At 63.9% G+C, this 17784-nt stretch carries 21 protein-coding genes and 1 pseudogene; 6 read left to right on the top strand and 16 right to left on the bottom strand.

Annotation, left to right across the window (positions count from 1 at the left end; genetic code table 11):
• The first annotated feature begins 224 nt into the window (after positions 1-224).
• Positions 225-452 (top strand): hypothetical protein, encoded by a 228-nt coding sequence (locus BN1188_RS15985; protein WP_040262397.1) that lies wholly within the window; start codon positions 225-227, stop codon positions 450-452.
• Positions 453-746: 294 nt separating this feature from the next.
• On the opposite strand, the gene BN1188_RS15980 is transcribed toward BN1188_RS15985, so the two are convergent.
• The 9 genes from BN1188_RS15980 to BN1188_RS22110 all read right to left on the bottom strand — a co-directional run bounded on the left by BN1188_RS15980 (position 747) and on the right by BN1188_RS22110 (position 9607).
• Positions 747-1286 carry a DUF2058 domain-containing protein gene (locus BN1188_RS15980; protein WP_040262396.1) on the bottom strand — a complete coding sequence of 180 codons (540 nt, stop codon included), beginning with the start codon at positions 1284-1286 and terminating at the stop codon, positions 747-749.
• Between the two features lie 19 nt (positions 1287-1305).
• The gene (gene mazG, locus BN1188_RS15975) at positions 1306-2157 is read right to left on the bottom strand and encodes a nucleoside triphosphate pyrophosphohydrolase (protein ID WP_040262395.1); all 852 of its coding nucleotides are present in this window, start codon (positions 2155-2157) and stop codon (positions 1306-1308) included.
• Positions 2154-4403: a GTP diphosphokinase gene (gene relA / locus BN1188_RS15970; RefSeq protein ID WP_040262394.1), complete on the bottom strand. Its 2250-nt coding sequence runs from the start codon at positions 4401-4403 to the stop codon at positions 2154-2156. The genes mazG and relA overlap by 4 nt, the downstream gene beginning before the upstream one ends.
• A 124-nt stretch (positions 4404-4527) precedes the next feature.
• Positions 4528-5898, bottom strand: coding sequence for a 23S rRNA (uracil(1939)-C(5))-methyltransferase RlmD (rlmD, locus tag BN1188_RS15965; RefSeq protein WP_040262393.1), 1371 nt, complete (start codon positions 5896-5898; stop codon positions 4528-4530).
• Positions 5898-6800: a cysteine synthase CysM gene (gene cysM / locus BN1188_RS15960; protein ID WP_040262392.1), complete on the bottom strand. Its 903-nt coding sequence runs from the start codon at positions 6798-6800 to the stop codon at positions 5898-5900. The genes rlmD and cysM overlap by 1 nt, the downstream gene beginning before the upstream one ends.
• A gap of 201 nt (positions 6801-7001) precedes the next feature.
• The gene (locus tag BN1188_RS15955; RefSeq protein WP_040262391.1) at positions 7002-7919 is read right to left on the bottom strand and encodes a 5-oxoprolinase subunit C family protein; all 918 of its coding nucleotides are present in this window, start codon (positions 7917-7919) and stop codon (positions 7002-7004) included.
• Positions 7916-8647 (bottom strand): 5-oxoprolinase subunit B family protein, encoded by a 732-nt coding sequence (locus BN1188_RS15950; RefSeq protein WP_052469304.1) that lies wholly within the window; start codon positions 8645-8647, stop codon positions 7916-7918. Before BN1188_RS15950 ends, BN1188_RS15955 begins: the two co-directional genes overlap by 4 nt.
• The gene (locus tag BN1188_RS15945) at positions 8644-9381 is read right to left on the bottom strand and encodes a 5-oxoprolinase subunit PxpA (protein ID WP_040262390.1); all 738 of its coding nucleotides are present in this window, start codon (positions 9379-9381) and stop codon (positions 8644-8646) included. The genes BN1188_RS15950 and BN1188_RS15945 overlap by 4 nt, the downstream gene beginning before the upstream one ends.
• A gap of 94 nt (positions 9382-9475) precedes the next feature.
• Positions 9476-9607, bottom strand: coding sequence for a hypothetical protein (locus BN1188_RS22110; protein ID WP_267904444.1), 132 nt, complete (start codon positions 9605-9607; stop codon positions 9476-9478).
• A 32-nt stretch (positions 9608-9639) separates the two neighbouring features.
• Between BN1188_RS22110 and BN1188_RS15940 the strand changes: the two genes are divergently transcribed.
• Together BN1188_RS15940 and BN1188_RS15935 are read left to right on the top strand one after the other, a co-directional pair.
• Positions 9640-12399, top strand: coding sequence for a response regulator (locus BN1188_RS15940; protein ID WP_040262389.1), 2760 nt, complete (start codon positions 9640-9642; stop codon positions 12397-12399).
• Between the two features lie 71 nt (positions 12400-12470).
• On the top strand, positions 12471-12899 hold the full coding sequence (locus BN1188_RS15935; protein ID WP_040262388.1) for a hypothetical protein: 429 nt from the start codon (positions 12471-12473) through the stop codon (positions 12897-12899).
• Between the two features lie 163 nt (positions 12900-13062).
• Here the strand turns inward: BN1188_RS15935 and BN1188_RS15930 are convergent, their stop codons facing one another.
• Positions 13063-13530, bottom strand: a complete 468-nt coding sequence (locus BN1188_RS15930) for a TlpA disulfide reductase family protein (RefSeq protein ID WP_052469303.1) — start codon at positions 13528-13530, stop codon at positions 13063-13065.
• 66 nt (positions 13531-13596) lie between these two features.
• On the opposite strand from BN1188_RS15930, the gene arsC reads away from it, so the two are divergent.
• Genes arsC through BN1188_RS21720 form a run of 3 tightly spaced genes read left to right on the top strand, consistent with a single transcriptional unit; the run spans position 13597 to position 15233 of the window.
• The gene (gene arsC, locus BN1188_RS15925; RefSeq protein WP_040262387.1) at positions 13597-13950 is read left to right on the top strand and encodes an arsenate reductase (glutaredoxin); all 354 of its coding nucleotides are present in this window, start codon (positions 13597-13599) and stop codon (positions 13948-13950) included.
• A complete protein-coding gene (wrbA, locus tag BN1188_RS21725) occupies positions 13947-14561 on the top strand; it encodes an NAD(P)H:quinone oxidoreductase (RefSeq protein WP_040262386.1) in 615 nt (204 codons plus the stop codon). Before arsC ends, wrbA begins: the two co-directional genes overlap by 4 nt.
• Entirely contained in the window at positions 14562-15233 is a 672-nt protein-coding gene (locus BN1188_RS21720) for a DNA-3-methyladenine glycosylase I (protein ID WP_040262385.1), read from the top strand.
• A 30-nt stretch (positions 15234-15263) separates the two neighbouring features.
• On the opposite strand, the gene BN1188_RS15915 is transcribed toward BN1188_RS21720, so the two are convergent.
• From BN1188_RS15915 to BN1188_RS15890, 6 genes and pseudogenes are all read right to left on the bottom strand, one after another.
• Positions 15264-15560: a winged helix-turn-helix domain-containing protein gene (locus BN1188_RS15915; protein ID WP_040262384.1), complete on the bottom strand. Its 297-nt coding sequence runs from the start codon at positions 15558-15560 to the stop codon at positions 15264-15266.
• Between the two features lie 14 nt (positions 15561-15574).
• On the bottom strand, positions 15575-16069 hold the full coding sequence (locus BN1188_RS15910; RefSeq protein WP_040262383.1) for a M48 metallopeptidase family protein: 495 nt from the start codon (positions 16067-16069) through the stop codon (positions 15575-15577).
• Complete coding sequence (locus tag BN1188_RS22335) at positions 16006-16317, bottom strand: RHS domain-containing protein (protein ID WP_084596245.1); 312 nt, start codon at positions 16315-16317, stop codon at positions 16006-16008. The genes BN1188_RS15910 and BN1188_RS22335 overlap by 64 nt, the downstream gene beginning before the upstream one ends.
• 120 nt (positions 16318-16437) lie before the next feature.
• Positions 16438-16827, bottom strand: a complete 390-nt coding sequence (locus BN1188_RS15900) for an Imm50 family immunity protein (RefSeq protein ID WP_084596244.1) — start codon at positions 16825-16827, stop codon at positions 16438-16440.
• A gap of 53 nt (positions 16828-16880) precedes the next feature.
• Entirely contained in the window at positions 16881-17081 is a 201-nt protein-coding gene (locus BN1188_RS22330; protein WP_157395817.1) for an HNH/endonuclease VII fold putative polymorphic toxin, read from the bottom strand.
• 125 nt (positions 17082-17206) lie between these two features.
• Positions 17207-17591 (bottom strand): annotated as a pseudogene (locus BN1188_RS15890) (RHS repeat domain-containing protein); the annotation flags it as partial.
• Positions 17592-17784 lie beyond the last annotated feature (193 nt).

Genomic DNA, 17784 nt, shown 5'->3' with positions numbered 1-17784 from the left:
CGGCGTGACCGAGGTCCCTCGGTCACGTTTTTCCCTCCTTAAAACATTCTTCACGCAGCTTCATCTGCCGCGACAATTTGCCGCAGGCCGCGCCACGCCTGGCCTGAGCCGTTTTTCTTGAAAAACGCAACAGTCCGTTGCGCTGGCGCCGCGTTCCCATTCTCCCGCCAGGCTCCTATAACGGAAGCACGTCCCTTGCGACGGCTACCCAGAGGAGTGTCAACATGACTGTGAAAGTAAGCGAACGTGACGATGCCCATATGTCCCATGAAGGCCTTGCCGCCGGCGTGCGTATCTGGGACGTGTACCAACAGGACCTGCTGGTAGGCATGTTCCACAATGAACACGATGCGCTGGCCTACCAGCATGAGCTGGAGGCACAGGAGGCCGTTAGGGCTGAGATCCATCACGGCGCCATGTCCGAGTCAGGGAAGCTGGCGAACCTGGCCTGACGATGAACAGGCCCGCTGAACTGAACCCCATTTATCAGACAGCGAGGTAACCACAGTGGGAGCTAGCGCCAGCTAGCGAAAAAGCTGTCCCGTTGAACACGATTCGTCAGCTCCGCTGACTCCCACCGGCTGAACTGAACCCCATTTATCAAACAGCGAGGTAACCACAGTGGGAGCTAGCGCCAGCTAGCGAAAAAGCTGTCCCGTTGAACACGATTCGTCAGCTCCGCTAACTCCCAACGGCCATGTGGAACGGGCGCAGCTCCCGAATGCAAGGTGCAAGCTAGCGAATCTTCACCACATCAGATCATCGGGAATCTTGTAGGCGGCGTACGGATCATCGCCATCAGGCTCTTCCGTGGGGGTATTGAGCAGCACGATGCGGCGAGGCTCCCGCTCCTGCACCTTCACGGCCGCTTCACGAGGAATGACCTCGTAGCCGCCTCCGTGGTGAACGATGGCCAGGCTGCCGTTCGACAGCTTGCTACGCATCAGGCTGTTCACGGACAAGCGCTTGACCTTCTTGTCGTCGACGAAGTTGTAATAGTCTTCGGTGGTCAGCTTGGGCAAGCGGGTCGCTTCGATAAGCTGCTTGACCTGGGCCGCCTTGGCCTTGGCTTCGGCCTTGGCTTGCTGTTGGCGGTTGAGCTCCTGGTCCTTGCGCAGCTTCTCGGCGGCGGCCTCCTGGGCCAGGCGCTTCTGGGTGTCGTCCGCCTCGGCCTGGCCCTTTTGCACCAGCCGCTTGTGCTTCTGCTGCTCCTTGCTCACCTGCTTGACTTGTTTCTGGTTGACCAACCCTGCCTTGAGCAGTTGGTCACGAAGGGAAAGGCTCATGGTGCTCACTCGCTCTTGCTCAGCCGCAGCTGGGCGTTTTCTGTTCCTGACGTTTCGCTTCACCCCAGAGGGCATCGAGCGCCTCGAGGTCGCAATCTTCGATGACTTGGCCCCGCTCGCGCAACACCTGTTCGAGGTAGCGGAACCGCCGCTCGAATCTGCCGTTGGCACCTCGCAGCGCCTGCTCCGGGTCCACCTTCAGCTTGCGCGCCAGGTTGGCCACGGTGAAGAGCAGGTCGCCGAGTTCGTGCTCCACTGCCGAGGCGTCGTTGCCCGCCATGGCTTCGAGCAGTTCGTCCAGTTCCTCCCGTACCTTGTCCACCACCGGCAGCGCTGCCGGCCAGTCGAAGCCTACCGAGGCGGCGCGCTTTTGCAGCTTCACCGCGCGCGGCAGGCCCGGCAGGGCCACCGGCACATCGTCCAGCAATGAAAGCTGTTCGGGCGCATCGCTACGCTCAGCGCGCTCTTCAGCCTTGATCGCCTCCCAGCGATTCTTTACCTGCGCTTCGTCCAGGCGCGGGCTGTCCAGGGGCGCATAGAGGTCACCGGTGGCGAACACATGGGGATGCCGCCGCACCAGCTTGCGGGTGATCCCATCCACGACCTGGGCGAAGTCGAAGCGGCCCTCTTCCCGGCCCAGCTGGGCGTAATACACCACCTGGAACAGCAGGTCGCCCAGCTCCCCAGGTAAGTGGACGAAGTCCTCGCGCTCGATGGCGTCGGCGACTTCGTAGGCCTCCTCCAGGGTATAGGGCACGATGCTGGCGTAGGTCTGCTTCTGATCCCAGGGGCAGCCGTTTTGCGGGTCCCGCAGGCGCGCCATCAGGTAAAGCAGGTCTTCCAGTGTGTAGGCTTTCTCTGGCTGGCTCATGGGGTACGGTTACGCCGCGCTTCAATGATGTTGGGCAACTGGGATATTCGCCCCAGCAACCGTCCGAGCGCGTCCAGCCCCGGGATCTCGATGGTCAGGGACATCTGCGCGGTATTGTCTTCCTTGTTGGAGCGGGTATTGACCGCCAGCACGTTGATCCGCTCGTTGAGCAACACTTGGGATACGTCGCGAAGCAGGCCGGAACGGTCATAGGCGCGGATCAGGATGTCCACCGGGTAGGTAAGCACCGGCACCGGCCCCCAGCTGACCTGGATGATGCGCTCGGGCTCCTTGGCGCTGAGCTGCAGCACCGAGGCGCAATCCTGGCGGTGGATGCTCACGCCACGACCCTGGGTGATGTAGCCGACGATGGCATCGCCCGGTAGCGGCTGGCAGCAGCCCGCCATCTGGGTCAGCAGGTTGCCCACCCCCTGGATCTGGATATCCCCGCGCTTGCCCGGCTTGTAGCCGCTGGACGACTTGCGCGGAATCAGGTCGAGGGTATCGAGATGCCCACGGTCGGGCTCGGCCAGCTGCTGGGCAGCGTTCACCAAGGGGGCCAGGCGCAGGTCACCGGCGCCCAGCGCGGCGAACAGGTCCTCGGCGGTCTTGACGTTGGCTTTTTCCGCCAGGCGCTCGAAGTCTACCTGCGGCAGGCCCAGCCGGCTGAGTTCGCGTTCCAGCAGGCTGCGCCCGGCGGCCACGTTCTGGTCCCGGGCTTGCAGCTTGAACCAGTGGACGATCTTGGCCCGCGCCCGGGAGGTGGTGACATAGCCCAGGTTGGAGTTGAGCCAGTCCCGGCTGGGGCTGCCCTGCTTGCTGGTGATGATCTCGACCTGCTCACCGGTTTGCAGGCTGTAGTTCAGCGGCACGATGCGGCCGTTGATCTTGGCGCCCCGGCAGTTGTGTCCGATCTCGGTATGCACCCGGTAGGCGAAGTCCAGGGGCGTGGCCCCCTTGGGCAGGTCGATGGCGTGGCCGTCGGGCGTGAATACGTAGACCCGGTCCGGCTCGATGTCGACCCGCAACTGCTCGGCCAGCCCACCGATGTCGCCCAGTTCCTCGTGCCATTCCAGCACTTGGCGCAGCCAGGAGATCTTCTCTTCGTAATGGTTGGAGCTGGGCTTGACGTCGGTGCCCTTGTAGCGCCAGTGGGCGCATACCCCGAGCTCGGCTTCCTCGTGCATGGCATGGGTGCGGATCTGCACTTCCAGCACCTTGCCTTCGGGGCCTATCACCGCGGTGTGCAAGGAGCGATAGCCATTCTCCTTGGGGTTGGCGATGTAGTCGTCGAATTCCTTGGGGATATGCCGCCACAGGGTGTGCACGATGCCCAGCGCGGTGTAGCAGTCGCGCACCTCCGGCACCAGCACCCGCACCGCCCGGACGTCGTAGATCTGGCTGAACTGCAGGCCCTTGCGCTGCATCTTGCGCCAGATCGAATAGATATGTTTCGCCCGCCCGCTGATGTCGGGCTTGACCCCGGTTTCGGTGAGTTCACGTTCGAGCTGGTGCATCACGTCGGCAATGAAGCGCTCGCGGTCCAGGCGCCGCTCATGCAGCAGCTTGGCGATCTGCTTGTATTGCTCAGGCTCCAGGTAGCGGAAGGAAATGTCTTCCAGCTCCCACTTGATATGGCCGATACCGAGGCGATGGGCCAGGGGCGCATAGATATCGAAGACTTCCCGGGCCACCCGCTGGCGTTTTTCCTCGGGCGCGTTCTTCACCGCGCGAATGGCGCAGGTGCGCTCAGCCAGCTTGATCAGCGCCACTCGTACATCGTCGACCATGGCGACCAGCATCTTGCGCAGGTTGTCCACCTGCACCTGGGTGCCGAGCACCAGCGACTGCCGGGGGCTGAGGCTGGCGCTGATGGCCGCCATGCGCAGCACACCATCGATCAGCTTGGCGACCACCGGGCCGAAGCGCTCGCCCACCTCAGCCAGCCCCACCTTGCCCTCGCGCACCGAGCGGTAGATCACCGCCGCCACGAGCGAATCCTGATCTAGCTTGAGGTCGGCCAGGATCTCGGCGATTTCCAGGCCAGCCTGGTAGCTGGACGTGCCATCGGCCCAGGAATCCTTGGCGTTGACGTTAGCCACGTCCAGCGCAAGGGCGAACTCGCACGCCTGCTTCAACGCTTCCCGGTCGAGCGCCAGGTCCACGCTGACGATATGATCGAGCCACGCATCGAGGTTGATGCTGCCGTCCGTATTGACCGGCTGCTGCGCTCTCACCTGTACCATCTTTACCTTCCCTATGACGCACTACGGGTGCGCCAACATTCGCTGGCTCAGGCTCCCACCCGGCGCATCCGCGCCTCGGGCTGATCTGTGGAGCCGGGACCGCCGCCACTCGCGGGGTCGCCAGTCACATTGCCTGGTCGTCCTGACCTTTTTCAAATAACGCCATCGCCTCGACATGGGAGGTTTGCGGGAACATGTCGAGAACGCCGGCACGTTTCAAACGGTAACCCTGTTGCTGCAACGCCACGGTGTCACGGGCCAGGGTCGCGGGATTGCACGATACATACACAATGCGGCGCGGCCCCAGCGAGGATATATGGCGAACTGTTTCAAAAGCCCCATCACGAGGCGGATCCAATAGTACCGCAGAAAAGCCTTTCTTCGCCCAGGGCGCGCCTTGCAGGGGTTGTGACAGATCGGCCTGGTAAAAGGTCGCGTTGGCCAGACCGTTATCGATCGCGTTGGTCGCCGCGCGGTCGACCATGCCTTGCACACCTTCCACGCCGACCACTTCCCCGGCCAGGCGCGCCAGGGGCAAGGCGAAGTTGCCCAGGCCGCAGAACAGGTCCAGCACCCGATCTTGGGTGCCTGGCGCCAACCAGGCCAGGGCCTGCTCGACCATGGCCTGGTTCACGGCCTCGTTGACCTGCACGAAATCCCCGGGCCGGTAACCCAGCCGCAGATCCCATGGCGTCAAGGCGTATGCGAGGGTGCCGGCGGGATCGTCAGGATGCGGCTCGCCTGTACCCTGCCACCAGAGTTGAGCGCCCTGCCCCGCACAAAATGCGCGCAACCGCGCCTGGTCGGCGTCCTCCAGGGGAGCGGTATGGCGCACGAGCACGGCGGACTGGGTGCCATGGAACAACTCGATGTGGCCGATGGCGCGGGGACGGTTCAACTGACGCAGGACTCCAGGTAGTGCCTGGAAAATCGACTGCAAAGGTTGTACCAGCACCAGGCATTGGTCGATGTCCACGATCTGCTGGCTGGCCGCCGCGCGAAAACCCACTTCCAGGCGCTGCTTGGCCTGATCCCAGCGCACCGCGACACGGGCCCTGCGCCGATAACCGAATTCCGGGCTCACCAGGGGCTTCGCCCAGGCGTCCGGCGCCACGCCACCTACCTTGGCCAACTGCTCGGCCAATTGCCGCTGCTTGAGGGCCAGCTGGTCATCATGGCTGATGTGCTGCACGCTGCAGCCGCCACAGCGGTCCACATAGGGGCATGGCGCTTGCCGCCGCAGGGCCGCCGCTTCAATTATCCGCTCGGCCCGGGCCTGCACCACCTTGCCCTGTGCGCTGAGCACCCGGGCGTCCACCGTCTCGCCAGCCAAGGCGCCGCTGACGAACCAGGTGCGCCCATCCTCGAAGCCGATGCCACGACCGTCGGCGGCCAGGCGCTCGATGCGCAAGCGTAGCTTCTTGCCCGCTGGGACCGCCGCAGCCCGCTGACCGCCACTGGGCTGGAAGCGCAGCCCGCCATTCTTGCGTGCCATCAGTTGGGCGCGTCGAACAGGCCGCTGGACAGATAGCGGTCGCCGCGGTCGCAGATGATCGCCACCAGTACCGCATGCTCCACTTCCCGGCTGATCCGCAACATGCCGGCCACCGCGCCGCCGGAAGATACGCCGCAGAAAATGCCTTCCTCCCGCGCCAGGCGGCGAGTGATATCCTCAGCCTCGGCCTGGGCCATGTCGACGATACGGTCGACCCGTTCGGCCTGGTAGATCTTCGGCAGGTAGGCCTCAGGCCAGCGGCGGATGCCCGGAATCGCCGAGCCCTCCATCGGCTGCAGGCCCACGATCTGCACGGCCGGGTTCTGTTCCTTCAGGTAACGAGAGGTGCCCATGATGGTACCGGTGGTACCCATGGAGCTGATGAAGTGGGTAATGCTGCCGCCGGTCTGCTGCCAGATTTCCGGGCCCGTGCTTTGATAATGCGCCTCGGGGTTGTCGCCGTTGGCGAACTGGTCCAGCACCTTGCCCCGCCCTTCTGCCTGCAGGCGCTCGGCCAGGTCGCGCGCGCCTTCCATGCCTTCCTCACGGCTGACCAGGATCAGCTCGGCGCCGTAGGCGGTCATGGCGGCCTTGCGCTCAGCGGTGGAGTTGTCGGGCATGATCAGGATCATCCGGTAGCCCTTGATGGCCGCGGCCATGGCCAGGGCGATGCCGGTGTTGCCAGAGGTGGCCTCGATCAGAGTGTCGCCAGGCTGGATCTGCCCGCGCAGTTCGGCCCGGCTGATCATCGACAGCGCCGGCCGGTCCTTCACTGAACCGGCCGGGTTGTTGCCTTCCAGCTTCAGCAGCAGGGTATTGCTGGTGGCACCGCCCAGGCGCTGCAGGCGAACCAGCGGGGTATTGCCGACGCAGTCGGCGATGGTGGGGTAATGCACGGTCATGGGCTTTTCGTAATCTGAACGGCGGGGGGCGCTATGATACGCGCATTCGCCGCCGCCCCATATCACGCAAAAGCTGATCGTTATTCAAACGAGTTATAACCAGGATGCTTACGGGCTGCTGTCTATCCTTATGCCATGACTGCTCCATGACCACCGCATCCTCCCGGCAAAGATTTGACAGGTTCACACGGTACCGCGCGTTCAGCCCATCAGCGCCCGCCAGGCCTGTAGATGCGCATCCCGGGCGGCTTCCGCCATGACCGGCCGGAGCCGCAATTGCTGCCCAGGCGTGGCCTGCGCCAGCCGGGCCATCGACAAGGGCGTAAGCGCGCCGAGCCGAGGGTAACCTCCGATGGTCTGGCGATCGTTGCCCAACACAATGGGCTGGCCGTCGGGTGGTACCTGAACGGCGCCCAGTGGGATGCCCTCTGATACCAGCCCAGGGCCTTGATACGCCAGCACCGGACCGAGCAGGCGCATGCCCATGCGGTCGGCGCGGGTATCCAGGGTCCAGGGCTGATTGAACGCGTCGAACAGGGTCTGCCCGGAAAACTGCCCCACCTGGGCGCCCAGCACCAGGTCCAGCGGCCGTGCCAGGCTCAGGTCCGGGGGACGCGCCGTGGCCGTTTCGCGCCCGAGGCCTGGCGCCCCAAGAAAGCCCAGGCAGTCGCCTACCGCCAAGGGCTCGCCGTCACCGTGCAAGCCACCCAGGCTGTCCCGCGCCACCGTGGCCAGGCTGCCCAGGGCGGCGGGCGCGCTGAAACCGCCCGGCGCGGCCAGGTAGGCGCGCAACCCCTCACGAGGGCTGCCGAACACCAATCGCTGGCCTTGGCGCAGGTTGAAGCTGCGCCAAGGCAGCAGCGCCGCGCCGTCCACGGTCGCCTGTAGGTCGGCGCCGGCCAGCGCCAGCAGGCAATCCGTTTGCGCCAGGAGGGCAAAGCCGCCCAGGGGGATCTCCAGCACGCTGGCCGAGGGCGCGTTGCCCAACAGCAGGTTCGCATGGCTCACGGACAGCCAGTCCGCCGCGCCGCCCTGGGTGATGCCTAGGTGGCGCACACCGAAGCGGCCGGCATCCTGCAGCTGGCACAGCGGGTGGGTTTTTTCGATCAACAGGCTCACGGCTGGTTGCCCTCCAGTGGCATCGGGTCCCCGCCCAATTCGATAAAACGCTCACGGCTGATGGCCTCGAAGCGTACGCTGTCGCCTGGGTTGAACAGGCTCTGGCCCGCGACGTACAGTTGCACCGGCGTGCGCCCCAGCAGGTTCCAGCCGCCTGGCGAGTCGCTGGGGTAGATGGCGGTCTGGCGTTCGCCGATGCCGACGCTCCCGGCCGCGATACGCTGACGTGGCGTGGTGAGCCGTGGCGCCGCCAGCGCGGGCTCCACCAGCCCCATGAAGGCGAAGCCCGGGGTGAAGCCAAGGGCGAACACGCGGTAGGCCTTGGCGCAGTGTCGGCGCACCACCTCATCGACCGTCAAGCCGCTGAGTTCAGCCAGGCGGGCGAGGTCCGGCCCCACCGTGGGGTGGTACCACACTGGCACTCGGTGCTCGCGGCCCTGGGCGCTTGCCGCCGGGGCCAGGCCGAGAGCCGCCTGGCGCACCCGCGCCCGGGCCTGGTCCATGTCCAGGGCGAGCACATCGTAATGCACCAGCACAGTGGTATAGGACGGCACCAGGTCGACCAGGTGATCGCCGAAGGTGCCGCGCAGGCGTTCGACCAGGGCCAGCAACCAGCCGACGTTGGCTTCGTCGATGGTGTCGAACAGGCGGATCATCAAGGCGTCCAGCCCTACGGTTTCCATGGTCCCGATTCGGTCATTCCCGAAACTGAAGCGGTGCCCGCTCATGACCGTGCCGCCTCGAGGGCCTGCCGGATGCGGCGCACCGCGGCCACCGAAGCGGCGTTGTCTCCATGCACGCACAGGGTATCGCTGTGCAGCTGCAAGGGGCTGCCATCACGGGCCACCAAGGCTTGGCCCCTGGCAAGGGCCAGTGCCTGAGCCACCACGGCATCGGTGCTTTCATGCACGGCCCCGGGCACACGCCGGGATACCAACTGGCCATCGGCCTCGTATGCCCGGTCGGCGAAGCTTTCGAACCATAGGCTCACCCCGAACTCAGCCGCCAGGGCGCGCTGAGCGCTGTTGTCACGCATGGCCAACAGCACCAGGGGCACCTTGTGGGCCGCCACGGCACGCATCACCGAAGCCAGTAGCGCCGGCTGGGTCATCATGTCGTTGTACAGTGCGCCGTGGGGCTTGACGTACGCTACCTGGGTCCCTTCCAGGGCGCAGAACGCCTGCAGGGCGCCTATCTGGTAATGCAGCAGGCTTTCCACCTCCTCCGCCGAGCAGGCCATGGAGCGGCGACCGAAGCCGACCAGGTCCGGATAGGCCGGATGCGCCCCGATGCGCACCCCGTGACGCGCTGCCAGGGCCACGGTGCGGCGCATGGTCGGCGGGTCGCCGGCATGGTAGCCACAGGCGATGTTGGCGCAGTCGATCAAGGGCATGATCTCAGCGTCCAGGCCCATGGTCCAGGCACCGTAGCTTTCGCCGATGTCGCAGTTGAGAAGAATCATGGGCCGCTCCAGCCGACAGGACATCTGGCCAAGGTAGAAGCCTGCGTGGCGGCCGGTCAACTCAGAAAAAGCCGCTGGGGGCGATAAGAAAAGCTTAAGCGCCCTCTTCGGCGATCAGCGCCTGGGCCATGCTGGTGGTCAACACGCTGCTGCTGTACGCGTTGATGTAGCGGCGCAAGCGAGGGATGCGCAGGTTACGTCGGCAAGGTATGGTGCGCCAGATCATACAGATGGGCCTAGGGCATTCGAGGGGCGGGCGTGTTGAGGAAACTGGGAATCAAAGGGCGGGTGATTCTGCTGACCATGCTGCCGGCCAGCTTGCTGGCGCTGCTGTTGGGCGGCTATTTCACCTGGGTGCAGCAGAACGAACTGCGTGGCCAGTTGCTCGACCGTGGGGAAATGCTGTCGGGCCAGCTGGCCCTGCTGGTGGCGCCGGCCCTGGCCGAGCGTGATACCGAGCGGCTGGAGCGGGCCGCGGCACAGGCACTGGAACAACCGGACGTGCGCAGCGTGAGCCTGCTCGACGCCGAGCGTGGAATGCTGGCCCACGCTGGCCCCAGCATGCTCAACCCGGTACCGAGCACCAAGGCCGACAAACTGACCCAGCGTAGCGGCAGCGATGCCACACGCTACCTACAGCCGGTCTTCGGTCGCGACCGCGATCTTGTGGGCCAGCCAGTGCCGACCGAGGGCGATCGCCTGCTGGGCTGGGTGGAAATCGAGCTGTCCCATGCCAATACCTTGCTGCGTGGCTACCGCATGCTGTTCGCCAGTCTGGTGCTCATCGCTGCAGGCCTGGTGGTTACGCTCTTCCTGGCCATGCAACTGGGCCGCGGCATCAGCGCGCCCCTGGGCCATATCAAGCTCGCCGTGGCCCGGATCAAGGAAGGCCGCCTGGATTACCGCCTGCCCACCCTGGGCAACCATGAACTGGACGAGCTGGCGGCCGGGATCAACCGCATGGCGCAATCCCTGGAAGAAGCCCACGAGGAGCTCCAGCACAGCATCGACCAGGCCACCGAGGACGTTCGGCAAAACCTGGAGACCATCGAGATTCAGAACATCGAGCTGGACCTGGCGCGCAAGGAGGCCCTGGAAGCCAGCCGGATCAAGTCCGAGTTCCTTGCCAACATGAGCCATGAGATCCGCACTCCGCTCAATGGCATCCTGGGCTTCACCCACCTGCTGCAGAAAAGCGAGCTCACGCCGCGACAGCTCGATTACCTGGGCACCATCGAAAAGTCGGCGGACAACCTGCTGGCGATCATCAACGAGATCCTGGATTTCTCCAAGATCGAAGCGGGCAAGCTGGTGCTCGACAGCATTCCCTTCAACCTGCGCGACCTGCTGCAAGACACCCTCACCATTCTCGCCCCCGCGGCCCACGCCAAGGACCTGGAGCTGGTCAGCCTGGTCTATCGAGATACCCCGGTGGCCCTAGTGGGCGACCCACTTCGGCTCAAGCAGATCCTCACCAACCTGGTGAGCAATGCGATCAAGTTCACCCGGGACGGCACCATAGTCGCGCGGGCCATGCTGGAGGAGGACGACGAAGACGAAGAGAAGGCGCAGCTACGGATCAGCGTGCAGGACACGGGGATCGGGCTGTCAAACGAAGACGTGCGTGCGCTGTTCCAGGCGTTCAGCCAGGCGGACAACTCCCTGTCCCGGCAACCTGGCGGTACCGGCCTGGGGCTGGTGATTTCCAAGCGCCTGGTGGAGCAGATGGGCGGGGAAATCGGCGTGGACAGCACGCCGGGCGAAGGCAGCACGTTCTGGATCAGCCTTACCCTGCCCCGCGCCCGCGACGACATCGAAGATCATCCCGCGCCGCCCCTGCTGGGCCGGCCTGTGGCCTTGCTGGAGCAGCACGAGCTGGCCCGGCAGGCCCTGGATCATCAACTGCAGGATCTGGGCCTCAGGGTGCTGCCCTTTGCCTCGCTTGAACGCCTCACCGAAGCGGTGGCGGCCTCTCGCCTCGCCGGGCAGCCCATCGAACTGGCGGTGCTGGGCCTGACGCTGCAACAGATCGCCCCGGAAAGGCTTGGCCCGCGCTTGCGCGAGCTACAGCAACAGGGTTGTCATCCGGTGGTGCTCTGCCCTACCACCGAGCAGACGGCCTATCACGACGTAGTGCCGAACCCGCACAACCAGCTCCAGGCCAAGCCGGCCTGCAACCGCACCCTGCGCCGGGTGCTGAGCGAGCTGATCAGCCCGCAGCGTGGGCTGCCCGCGCCCGATGAAGCGCCCTCGGTGCGCTCGCCGCGCATCCTCTGCGTGGATGACAACCCCGCCAACCTCTTGCTGGTACAGACCCTGCTCGAGGACATGGGCGCCACGGTGGAAGCCGTGGACAGTGGCGAGGCTGCCCTGCAGGCGGTACGCGAGCAAGCGCTGGATCTGGTACTGATGGACGTGCAGATGCCGGGCATGGATGGCCGCGAAACCACCGAGCGGCTGCGTGCCTGGGAAGCCGGGCGCCCCGGGGCGCCCTTGCCGGTGGTGGCCCTCACTGCCCACGCCATGGCCAACGAAAAGCGCGCCCTGCTTCACAGTGGCATGGACGATTACCTGACCAAACCGATCAGCGAACGCCAGTTGGCCCAGGTAGTGCTCAAGTGGACCGGGCTGACCCTGGGTGGCCCCCCGGCTGAGCGCGCCAGCGAATGGGTGAGCGGCGAGAGCGGCGAGCAGGTGCTGGACCTTGAAGAAGGCCTGCGCCTGGCCGCCGGCAAGCAGGACCTGGCCACCGACATGCTCGCCATGCTCCTGGCCGGCCTGGATGAAGACCGCCAGGCCATCCAGGCGGCCCGCGAAGCCGAGGATAGCGAGGCCCTGATAGAGCGCATCCACCGGCTGCATGGCGCGACCCGATACTGCGGTGTACCCCAGTTGCGCGGGGCCTGTCAGCGCAGCGAAACCCTGCTCAAGCAAGGCGACCCGGCAAGCCAGGCCGCCCTGGACGAGTTGGACCAGGCGATCGTTCGCTTGGCCGAGCAGGCGCGACTCAGCGCCTAGGCAGGCGATTGACGGCGCCGCCGGGCAGCTGCGCGGGCGTGCTATCATGCGCGCCCTTTTCCGGAGGCCCTATGGTCGAACACGATTTCCGCTACAGCCTGCTCACGCCCCAGCACACCCTGATCGAGTGCAAGGCCCTTTCGCCTGGGCGCTATCAAGTGACGGGCAATGGCGGCGCCATCCGCGCCGACGACGTGCTGCTGGTGACCCTCAAGGGCAGCCAGACCCTGAGCATGCGCCTGACCGTGGAAAAGGTTCGTCACCTGATCAACCCCATCGGCCAATGGACCGCCGTGGCGCGTGGCCCGGTGTTCAAGGAACTGGCCATCCATCGTTGGGACGTCACCTGCGACCAGTGCGGCAAGGCCATGAACTTCGAGTTCGCGGTGGACGCCAGCCTGGGCGAAGCCGCCCTGCAACCAGCCGCCTCGGCGCGTATCGCCGAACTGGGCTGGGGCGCCAAGGGTGACGGGCATCGCTGCCCGGCATGCGTGGCATAAGCGTAGGAAGTAGCGCAGCTGCCGAAGGCTGGGGTGCAGCTCAGAAGCGCCTTCCCCAGTTGGTGCTGAATCCCACCGTGGGAGGTAGCGCAGCTGCCGAATCCCGGGTGCAGCTCACAAGCTTCTTCCCCAGCTGACGCTGGGTCCCACGGTGGAGGTAGCTCTACAGCGCACCCAACCCCTGGAGACGCTCCCTGAGGCTGGCCGCGGTCTGTTCACCGAGCAGGGTTGCCTTCACCTCGTGCCTGGGGTCAAGGATGAAGGTGACCGGCAAGCCTTCCGCCGAAGGCAAGCCCAGGGTTTCGGCCGGGTCCTGGTCCAGCACCCGGTAGCTGATGCCCATGCTGTCTACCGCTTGTACCAGCTCAACCCCGTGCAGTTGGTCGAAGTTGACGCCGAGCACCTGCACGCCCCGGCTGGTCATGTCCCTGGCCAGGCCATTGAGCTCTGGAATTTCGCGGCGGCAAGGGCCGCACCAGGTGGCCCAGTAGTTGAGCACCAGCCACTGCCCGTCCAACCCCTTGGCGGTGACCGGCTGGCCCCGGTGGTCCACCCCCAGGTCTTGGCCACAGCCACCGAGGGCCAAGGCCAACAGGCCAGCCCAGAGCGCTCTCTTGCCATATCGAAGCATTGCCGTCCTCGTCATCCGCGGTGAGGCGGGTAGAATAGCCGCCACTCGATAGCACAGGCGACCCCCATGAGCGACCTTATCCTGTATCACAACCCGCGCTGCTCCAAATCCCGTGGTGCCCTCGAATGGCTGCAGGGCCAGGGGCTGGAGCCTACCGTGGTGCGCTACCTGGACACGCCCCTAAACAAGGCGGCCCTGAGCGACCTCCTCCGTCGGCTGGGCCTGGGCGCCCGCGGGCTGTTGCGTACCGGTGAAGAAGCCTACAAAACGCTGAACCTGGCGGACCCGAGCCTTAGTGAAGAGGCGCTTATCGATGCCATGGTCCGCGAGCCGCGCCTGATCGAACGGCCGATCCTGGTGCGTGGTGAACGAGCGGCGATCGGCCGTCCCCTGGAAAACCTCAAGGAGCTGCTGTCATGAGCCAACCCTACGTGCTGGTCCTGTATTACAGCCGCCATGGCGCCACCCGCCAGATGGCCATGCAGGTGGCTCGAGGCGTGGAACGCGCCGGGCTTGAAGCGCGGATCCGCACCGTGCCAGCGGTATCGACCGAATGCGAGGCAGTGGCGCCTTCGGTGCCCGAGGAAGGCGCCGTGTACGCTACCACCGAGGAACTGGCCGGCTGCGCCGGACTGGCGCTGGGTAGCCCTACCCGCTTCGGCAACATGGCCGCACCGCTCAAGTACTTCCTCGACGGCACCAGCAGCTTGTGGCTGAGTGGAGCGCTGGCGGGCAAGCCGGCGGCGGTCTTCACCTCCACCGCCAGCCTCCACGGCGGCCAGGAAACCACACTGCTCTCGATGATGCTGCCGCTGCTGCACCACGGCATGCTGATCACCGGCCTGCCCTACAGCGAATCCGCCCTGCTGGAAACCCGTGGTGGCGGCACGCCCTACGGCGCCAGTCACCACGCCGGCGGCGATGGCAAGCGCCCGCTGGACGAACACGAAACCGCCCTGTGCCGAGCCCTCGGCCTGCGTCTGGCCCAGGCCGCGCAACGGCTGGCCCGACCTCTGGAGGGCGCGGCCTGAATGCGTGATTACCAATGGTTGCATGAGCATTGCCTGAACCGCTTCGGCTCCGCCGCCGCGCTGGAGGCGCGCCTGCCACAACCGCAAAGCCCCCAGGCCCTCGAAGCCCTGGCAGACGACCGCTACCTGTCGCTGCTGGCGTTGCGCATCTTCCGCGCCGGGCTCAAGCACAGCCTGGTCGACGCCAAGTGGCCCGCGTTCGAAGCGGTGTTCTTCGGGTTCGTTCCGGAAAAGGTGGTGCTGATGGGCGGCGAGCATCTGGAGCGGCTGATGCAGGACACCCGCATCATTCGCCATCTGGGCAAGCTGCGCAGCGTGCCCATCAACGCCCAGATGCTCCTGGACGTGGCCCAGGAGCATGGCAGCTTCGGGCATTTCATCGCCCATTGGCCCGTGGAGAACATCACCGGGCTATGGCGCTACCTCACCCGCCACGGCAACCAGCTCGGCGGGCTGTCCGCGCCTCGCTTCCTGCGGATGGTCGGCAAGGACACCTTCATCCCCACTCAGGACGTAGTAGCCGCGCTCAACGCGCAGAAGATCGTGGACCGCGTGCCCACCAGCCAGCGAGACCTGACGGCGGTACAGGAAGCGTTCAACACCTGGCGCGCCCAGAGCGGGCGGCCGCTGTGTCAGCTTTCGGTGATGCTGGCGCATACGGCGAATCATTGAGCCCCGGCGGTGATCCACGCCGTGGCATGATCAGGGATACCCCAGCACCTCCTTGAGCCGCGGCAGATTGCGTTCGACCCAGCCACGGTCGATCGCGCCCCAATCCCGAATCCGGTAGCAACCGATATGGTTACGCTCGCCCTCGGCCTGTTCGAACTCGCACAGGATATCCAGCTCTGCCAGCGCGGCCAGGGTGTCCTGGGCGGTGCGCCTTGGCATGCCGGTCAGCTCGGTCAAGGCAGGAATGCTGCCGGCCAGGCCGCTGTCGATCAGGTAGGCCACGTATAGGCGCCGGTAGAAACTGCTGCGGGTCTTGCTGACATCCATGGGGTGATTTCCGGTCAGGCGGCGAGGTCGCGCCAGGTGAGGTAGACCCGCAGGTCGAATTCCAGCTGGTGGTAGCCGGGCTGCATATGCTCGCAGAGCTGGTAGAACGCTTTGTTGTGATCGGTTTCCTTCAGGTGCGCCAACTCGTGCACCACGATCATCCGCAGAAACTGCGGCGCGGCTTCCTTGAACAACGAAGCGACGCGAATCTCTTTCTTGGCCTTGAGCTTCCCGCCCTGGACGCGGGAAATGGCGGTGTTCAGCCCAAGCGCGCGGTGGGTAAGGTCGAGCCGGTTGTCGAACAGCACCTTGTCGGGGCTGGGTGCGTTGCGCAGATATTCCTGCTTGATGTCCAGCACATAGCCATACAGCGCCTTGTCGCTTTGCACCGCGTGCCGCTCCAGGTAGCGCTGCTGCAGATAGTCGCCCAGGCGCTGCTGCTCGATCATCTGGCGCACCCGGGTTTGCAGGTCGGCGGGATAGGCTTGCAGGTATTTGAGTGGGGGCATGGCGACAGCATGTTTGAGGAGGCAGCCCGAGTGTATCTCATGTGTCCGGGCTGCCCCAGTCCAAGCCCCGGCTGTACTGCGCCTGGCCGCGCCGATTCTGCTCCCCTCGTCGACGTCCAATGAATCCACGCCACCCAGGCCTTGAAGCTGGCTTGCCAGACGATTCTGCCTTTGGCGTCGCTCAATTTCAGCCGGGTACTGATCGGGTCGGTGTGGAAGTAGTAAGACTCTTGCTCTTCACTTTCCATTTTGTCAACTCGATCCAAATCCACCACCCACTTTATCAGATTGCCACGTGATAAATCATTCAGACAATTATACAAAGTGCCATTATTGCAGCATCGCCTCTCCCATGCAGAGAAGTAGACTCAGCCCCATCTTTCATCTATATATGGAGTAAATCCCTCTACAACCAAGAATCTTGATTCGCAATCCAACTTAAAGTTACAATTTTCGATATTTAAAACTGATTTTTCAGAACAGGTGCTCAGGCGCGGAGCACAAACAAAGCCTATTTCGCCGCCTTGTATATTCAAGGAATATATATTGATCATACTAAAGGTCAAGCTTATCGCGTTATACCTTTGCCGCCTCCACTTATCGGGCACTACACCCGGAATATTTTTGCACAAAAATTGTAACCGCAAGTCTTTTGAACCATGAAAAGTCAAGCTCTCGAGCTGGACATCTTCCAATGGAAAATTACCAGCAAACATATGATCTATTTTCTCTCTTCCGATAGCGTCTTTAAACCACATGTTTCAATTCTCAAAATTATAGTGACCATGCGTTCCGGACAGAGAACTATTATTCAGGACTTCGCCGTTATTTTGTCCAATGCTCGAACATTGAAATGAGGGTCGGCGCCATGCTTGGATACAGCTTTTACATGACCAAGGCTGTGTTCCTGTATGTAAATGAGTCCCTTCTCAGCATGCATGTATTCGTACTCTCTTGTTTGTATTGGGCGTGCTTTTTTATCCAGGATTTTTTTACGATTCCCATCCAGCAATAATGGCCGCCTTATGCTCCTTGGGTGTTGGTATTAGGTATCCCTGCATCTCTCTTAGCTTGCCTGAACGCATCACGTCGGCTAACGCCTTCATAGCTAGTTTTTCTATCAGGCCCGTAGCCGGCCCACCCACACGGATCCACCCACCCCACCGGGCTCGGCGCATACTGCTGGTACAGATTATCCCCACCCAGCAATCCAATCGGATCCTGCGTAGTAAACCGCCCCACCCCCGGATCGTAATACCTGAAGGTATTGTAGTGCAGCCCCGATTCCTGATCGAAGTACTGGCCCTGGAAGCGCAGGTTCTGCTCGACCTCGTCGACCTCCAGTGAGTCCAGCCCACCCCAGGCCTTGAAGGTGGCTTGCCAGACGATTCTGCCTTCGGCGTCGGTCATTTCCAGCGGGGTGCCGATCGGGTCGGTGTGGAAGTAATAGGTCTTTTCTCCTCGCCTTCCAGGTTGTGGACTCGGGCATGGGGGCGTAGCTCTCGGATTCGTAGAAGTACAATTGCTGGCCTTGCGGGGTCTGTTCCAAGCTGTCGTCCGTCGGCCGGCGTCAGGGTAGTCAGGTTGTTTAGCGGGTCGCTGTCAACCGGCGAGCAAAACTATTGCAAAAGGCCTCCCGATTAACTATCAAGATATATTTCGCATCGCTGAAATATAAAGTACTCAAACTCCAACTCCAAGCTCCATGACTTCGC

Source organism: Pseudomonas massiliensis, assembly GCF_000826105.1.
GTDB classification, from domain to species: Bacteria; Pseudomonadota; Gammaproteobacteria; order Pseudomonadales; family Pseudomonadaceae; genus Aquipseudomonas; species Aquipseudomonas massiliensis.
Note: the sequence above shows the minus strand (reverse complement) of the source record. Positions and strands in the feature narration are given on the sequence as shown.

Excerpts from the sequence above, each read along its gene's own strand:
- BN1188_RS15935 (WP_040262388.1), top strand. The coding sequence starts at position 12,471 with ATGGTCGAACACGATTTCCGCTACAGCCTGCTCACGCCCCAGCACACC.
- BN1188_RS15950 (WP_052469304.1), bottom strand. The coding sequence starts at position 8,647 with ATGAGCGGGCACCGCTTCAGTTTCGGGAATGACCGAATCGGGACCATG.
- arsC (WP_040262387.1), top strand. The coding sequence starts at position 13,597 with ATGAGCGACCTTATCCTGTATCACAACCCGCGCTGCTCCAAATCCCGT.
- BN1188_RS22335 (WP_084596245.1), bottom strand. The coding sequence starts at position 16,317 with ATGGAAAGTGAAGAGCAAGAGTCTTACTACTTCCACACCGACCCGATC.
- relA (WP_040262394.1), bottom strand. The coding sequence starts at position 4,403 with ATGGTACAGGTGAGAGCGCAGCAGCCGGTCAATACGGACGGCAGCATC.
- BN1188_RS15915 (WP_040262384.1), bottom strand. The coding sequence starts at position 15,560 with ATGGATGTCAGCAAGACCCGCAGCAGTTTCTACCGGCGCCTATACGTG.
- cysM (WP_040262392.1), bottom strand. The coding sequence starts at position 6,800 with ATGACCGTGCATTACCCCACCATCGCCGACTGCGTCGGCAATACCCCG.
- BN1188_RS15900 (WP_084596244.1), bottom strand. The coding sequence starts at position 16,827 with ATGTGGTTTAAAGACGCTATCGGAAGAGAGAAAATAGATCATATGTTT.
- BN1188_RS15980 (WP_040262396.1), bottom strand. The coding sequence starts at position 1,286 with ATGAGCCTTTCCCTTCGTGACCAACTGCTCAAGGCAGGGTTGGTCAAC.
- BN1188_RS15930 (WP_052469303.1), bottom strand. The coding sequence starts at position 13,530 with ATGCTTCGATATGGCAAGAGAGCGCTCTGGGCTGGCCTGTTGGCCTTG.
- BN1188_RS22110 (WP_267904444.1), bottom strand. The coding sequence starts at position 9,607 with ATGATCTGGCGCACCATACCTTGCCGACGTAACCTGCGCATCCCTCGC.
- rlmD (WP_040262393.1), bottom strand. The coding sequence starts at position 5,898 with ATGGCACGCAAGAATGGCGGGCTGCGCTTCCAGCCCAGTGGCGGTCAG.
- BN1188_RS15945 (WP_040262390.1), bottom strand. The coding sequence starts at position 9,381 with ATGATTCTTCTCAACTGCGACATCGGCGAAAGCTACGGTGCCTGGACC.
- BN1188_RS15910 (WP_040262383.1), bottom strand. The coding sequence starts at position 16,069 with ATGCCCCCACTCAAATACCTGCAAGCCTATCCCGCCGACCTGCAAACC.
- BN1188_RS15985 (WP_040262397.1), top strand. The coding sequence starts at position 225 with ATGACTGTGAAAGTAAGCGAACGTGACGATGCCCATATGTCCCATGAA.
- mazG (WP_040262395.1), bottom strand. The coding sequence starts at position 2,157 with ATGAGCCAGCCAGAGAAAGCCTACACACTGGAAGACCTGCTTTACCTG.
- wrbA (WP_040262386.1), top strand. The coding sequence starts at position 13,947 with ATGAGCCAACCCTACGTGCTGGTCCTGTATTACAGCCGCCATGGCGCC.
- BN1188_RS21720 (WP_040262385.1), top strand. The coding sequence starts at position 14,562 with ATGCGTGATTACCAATGGTTGCATGAGCATTGCCTGAACCGCTTCGGC.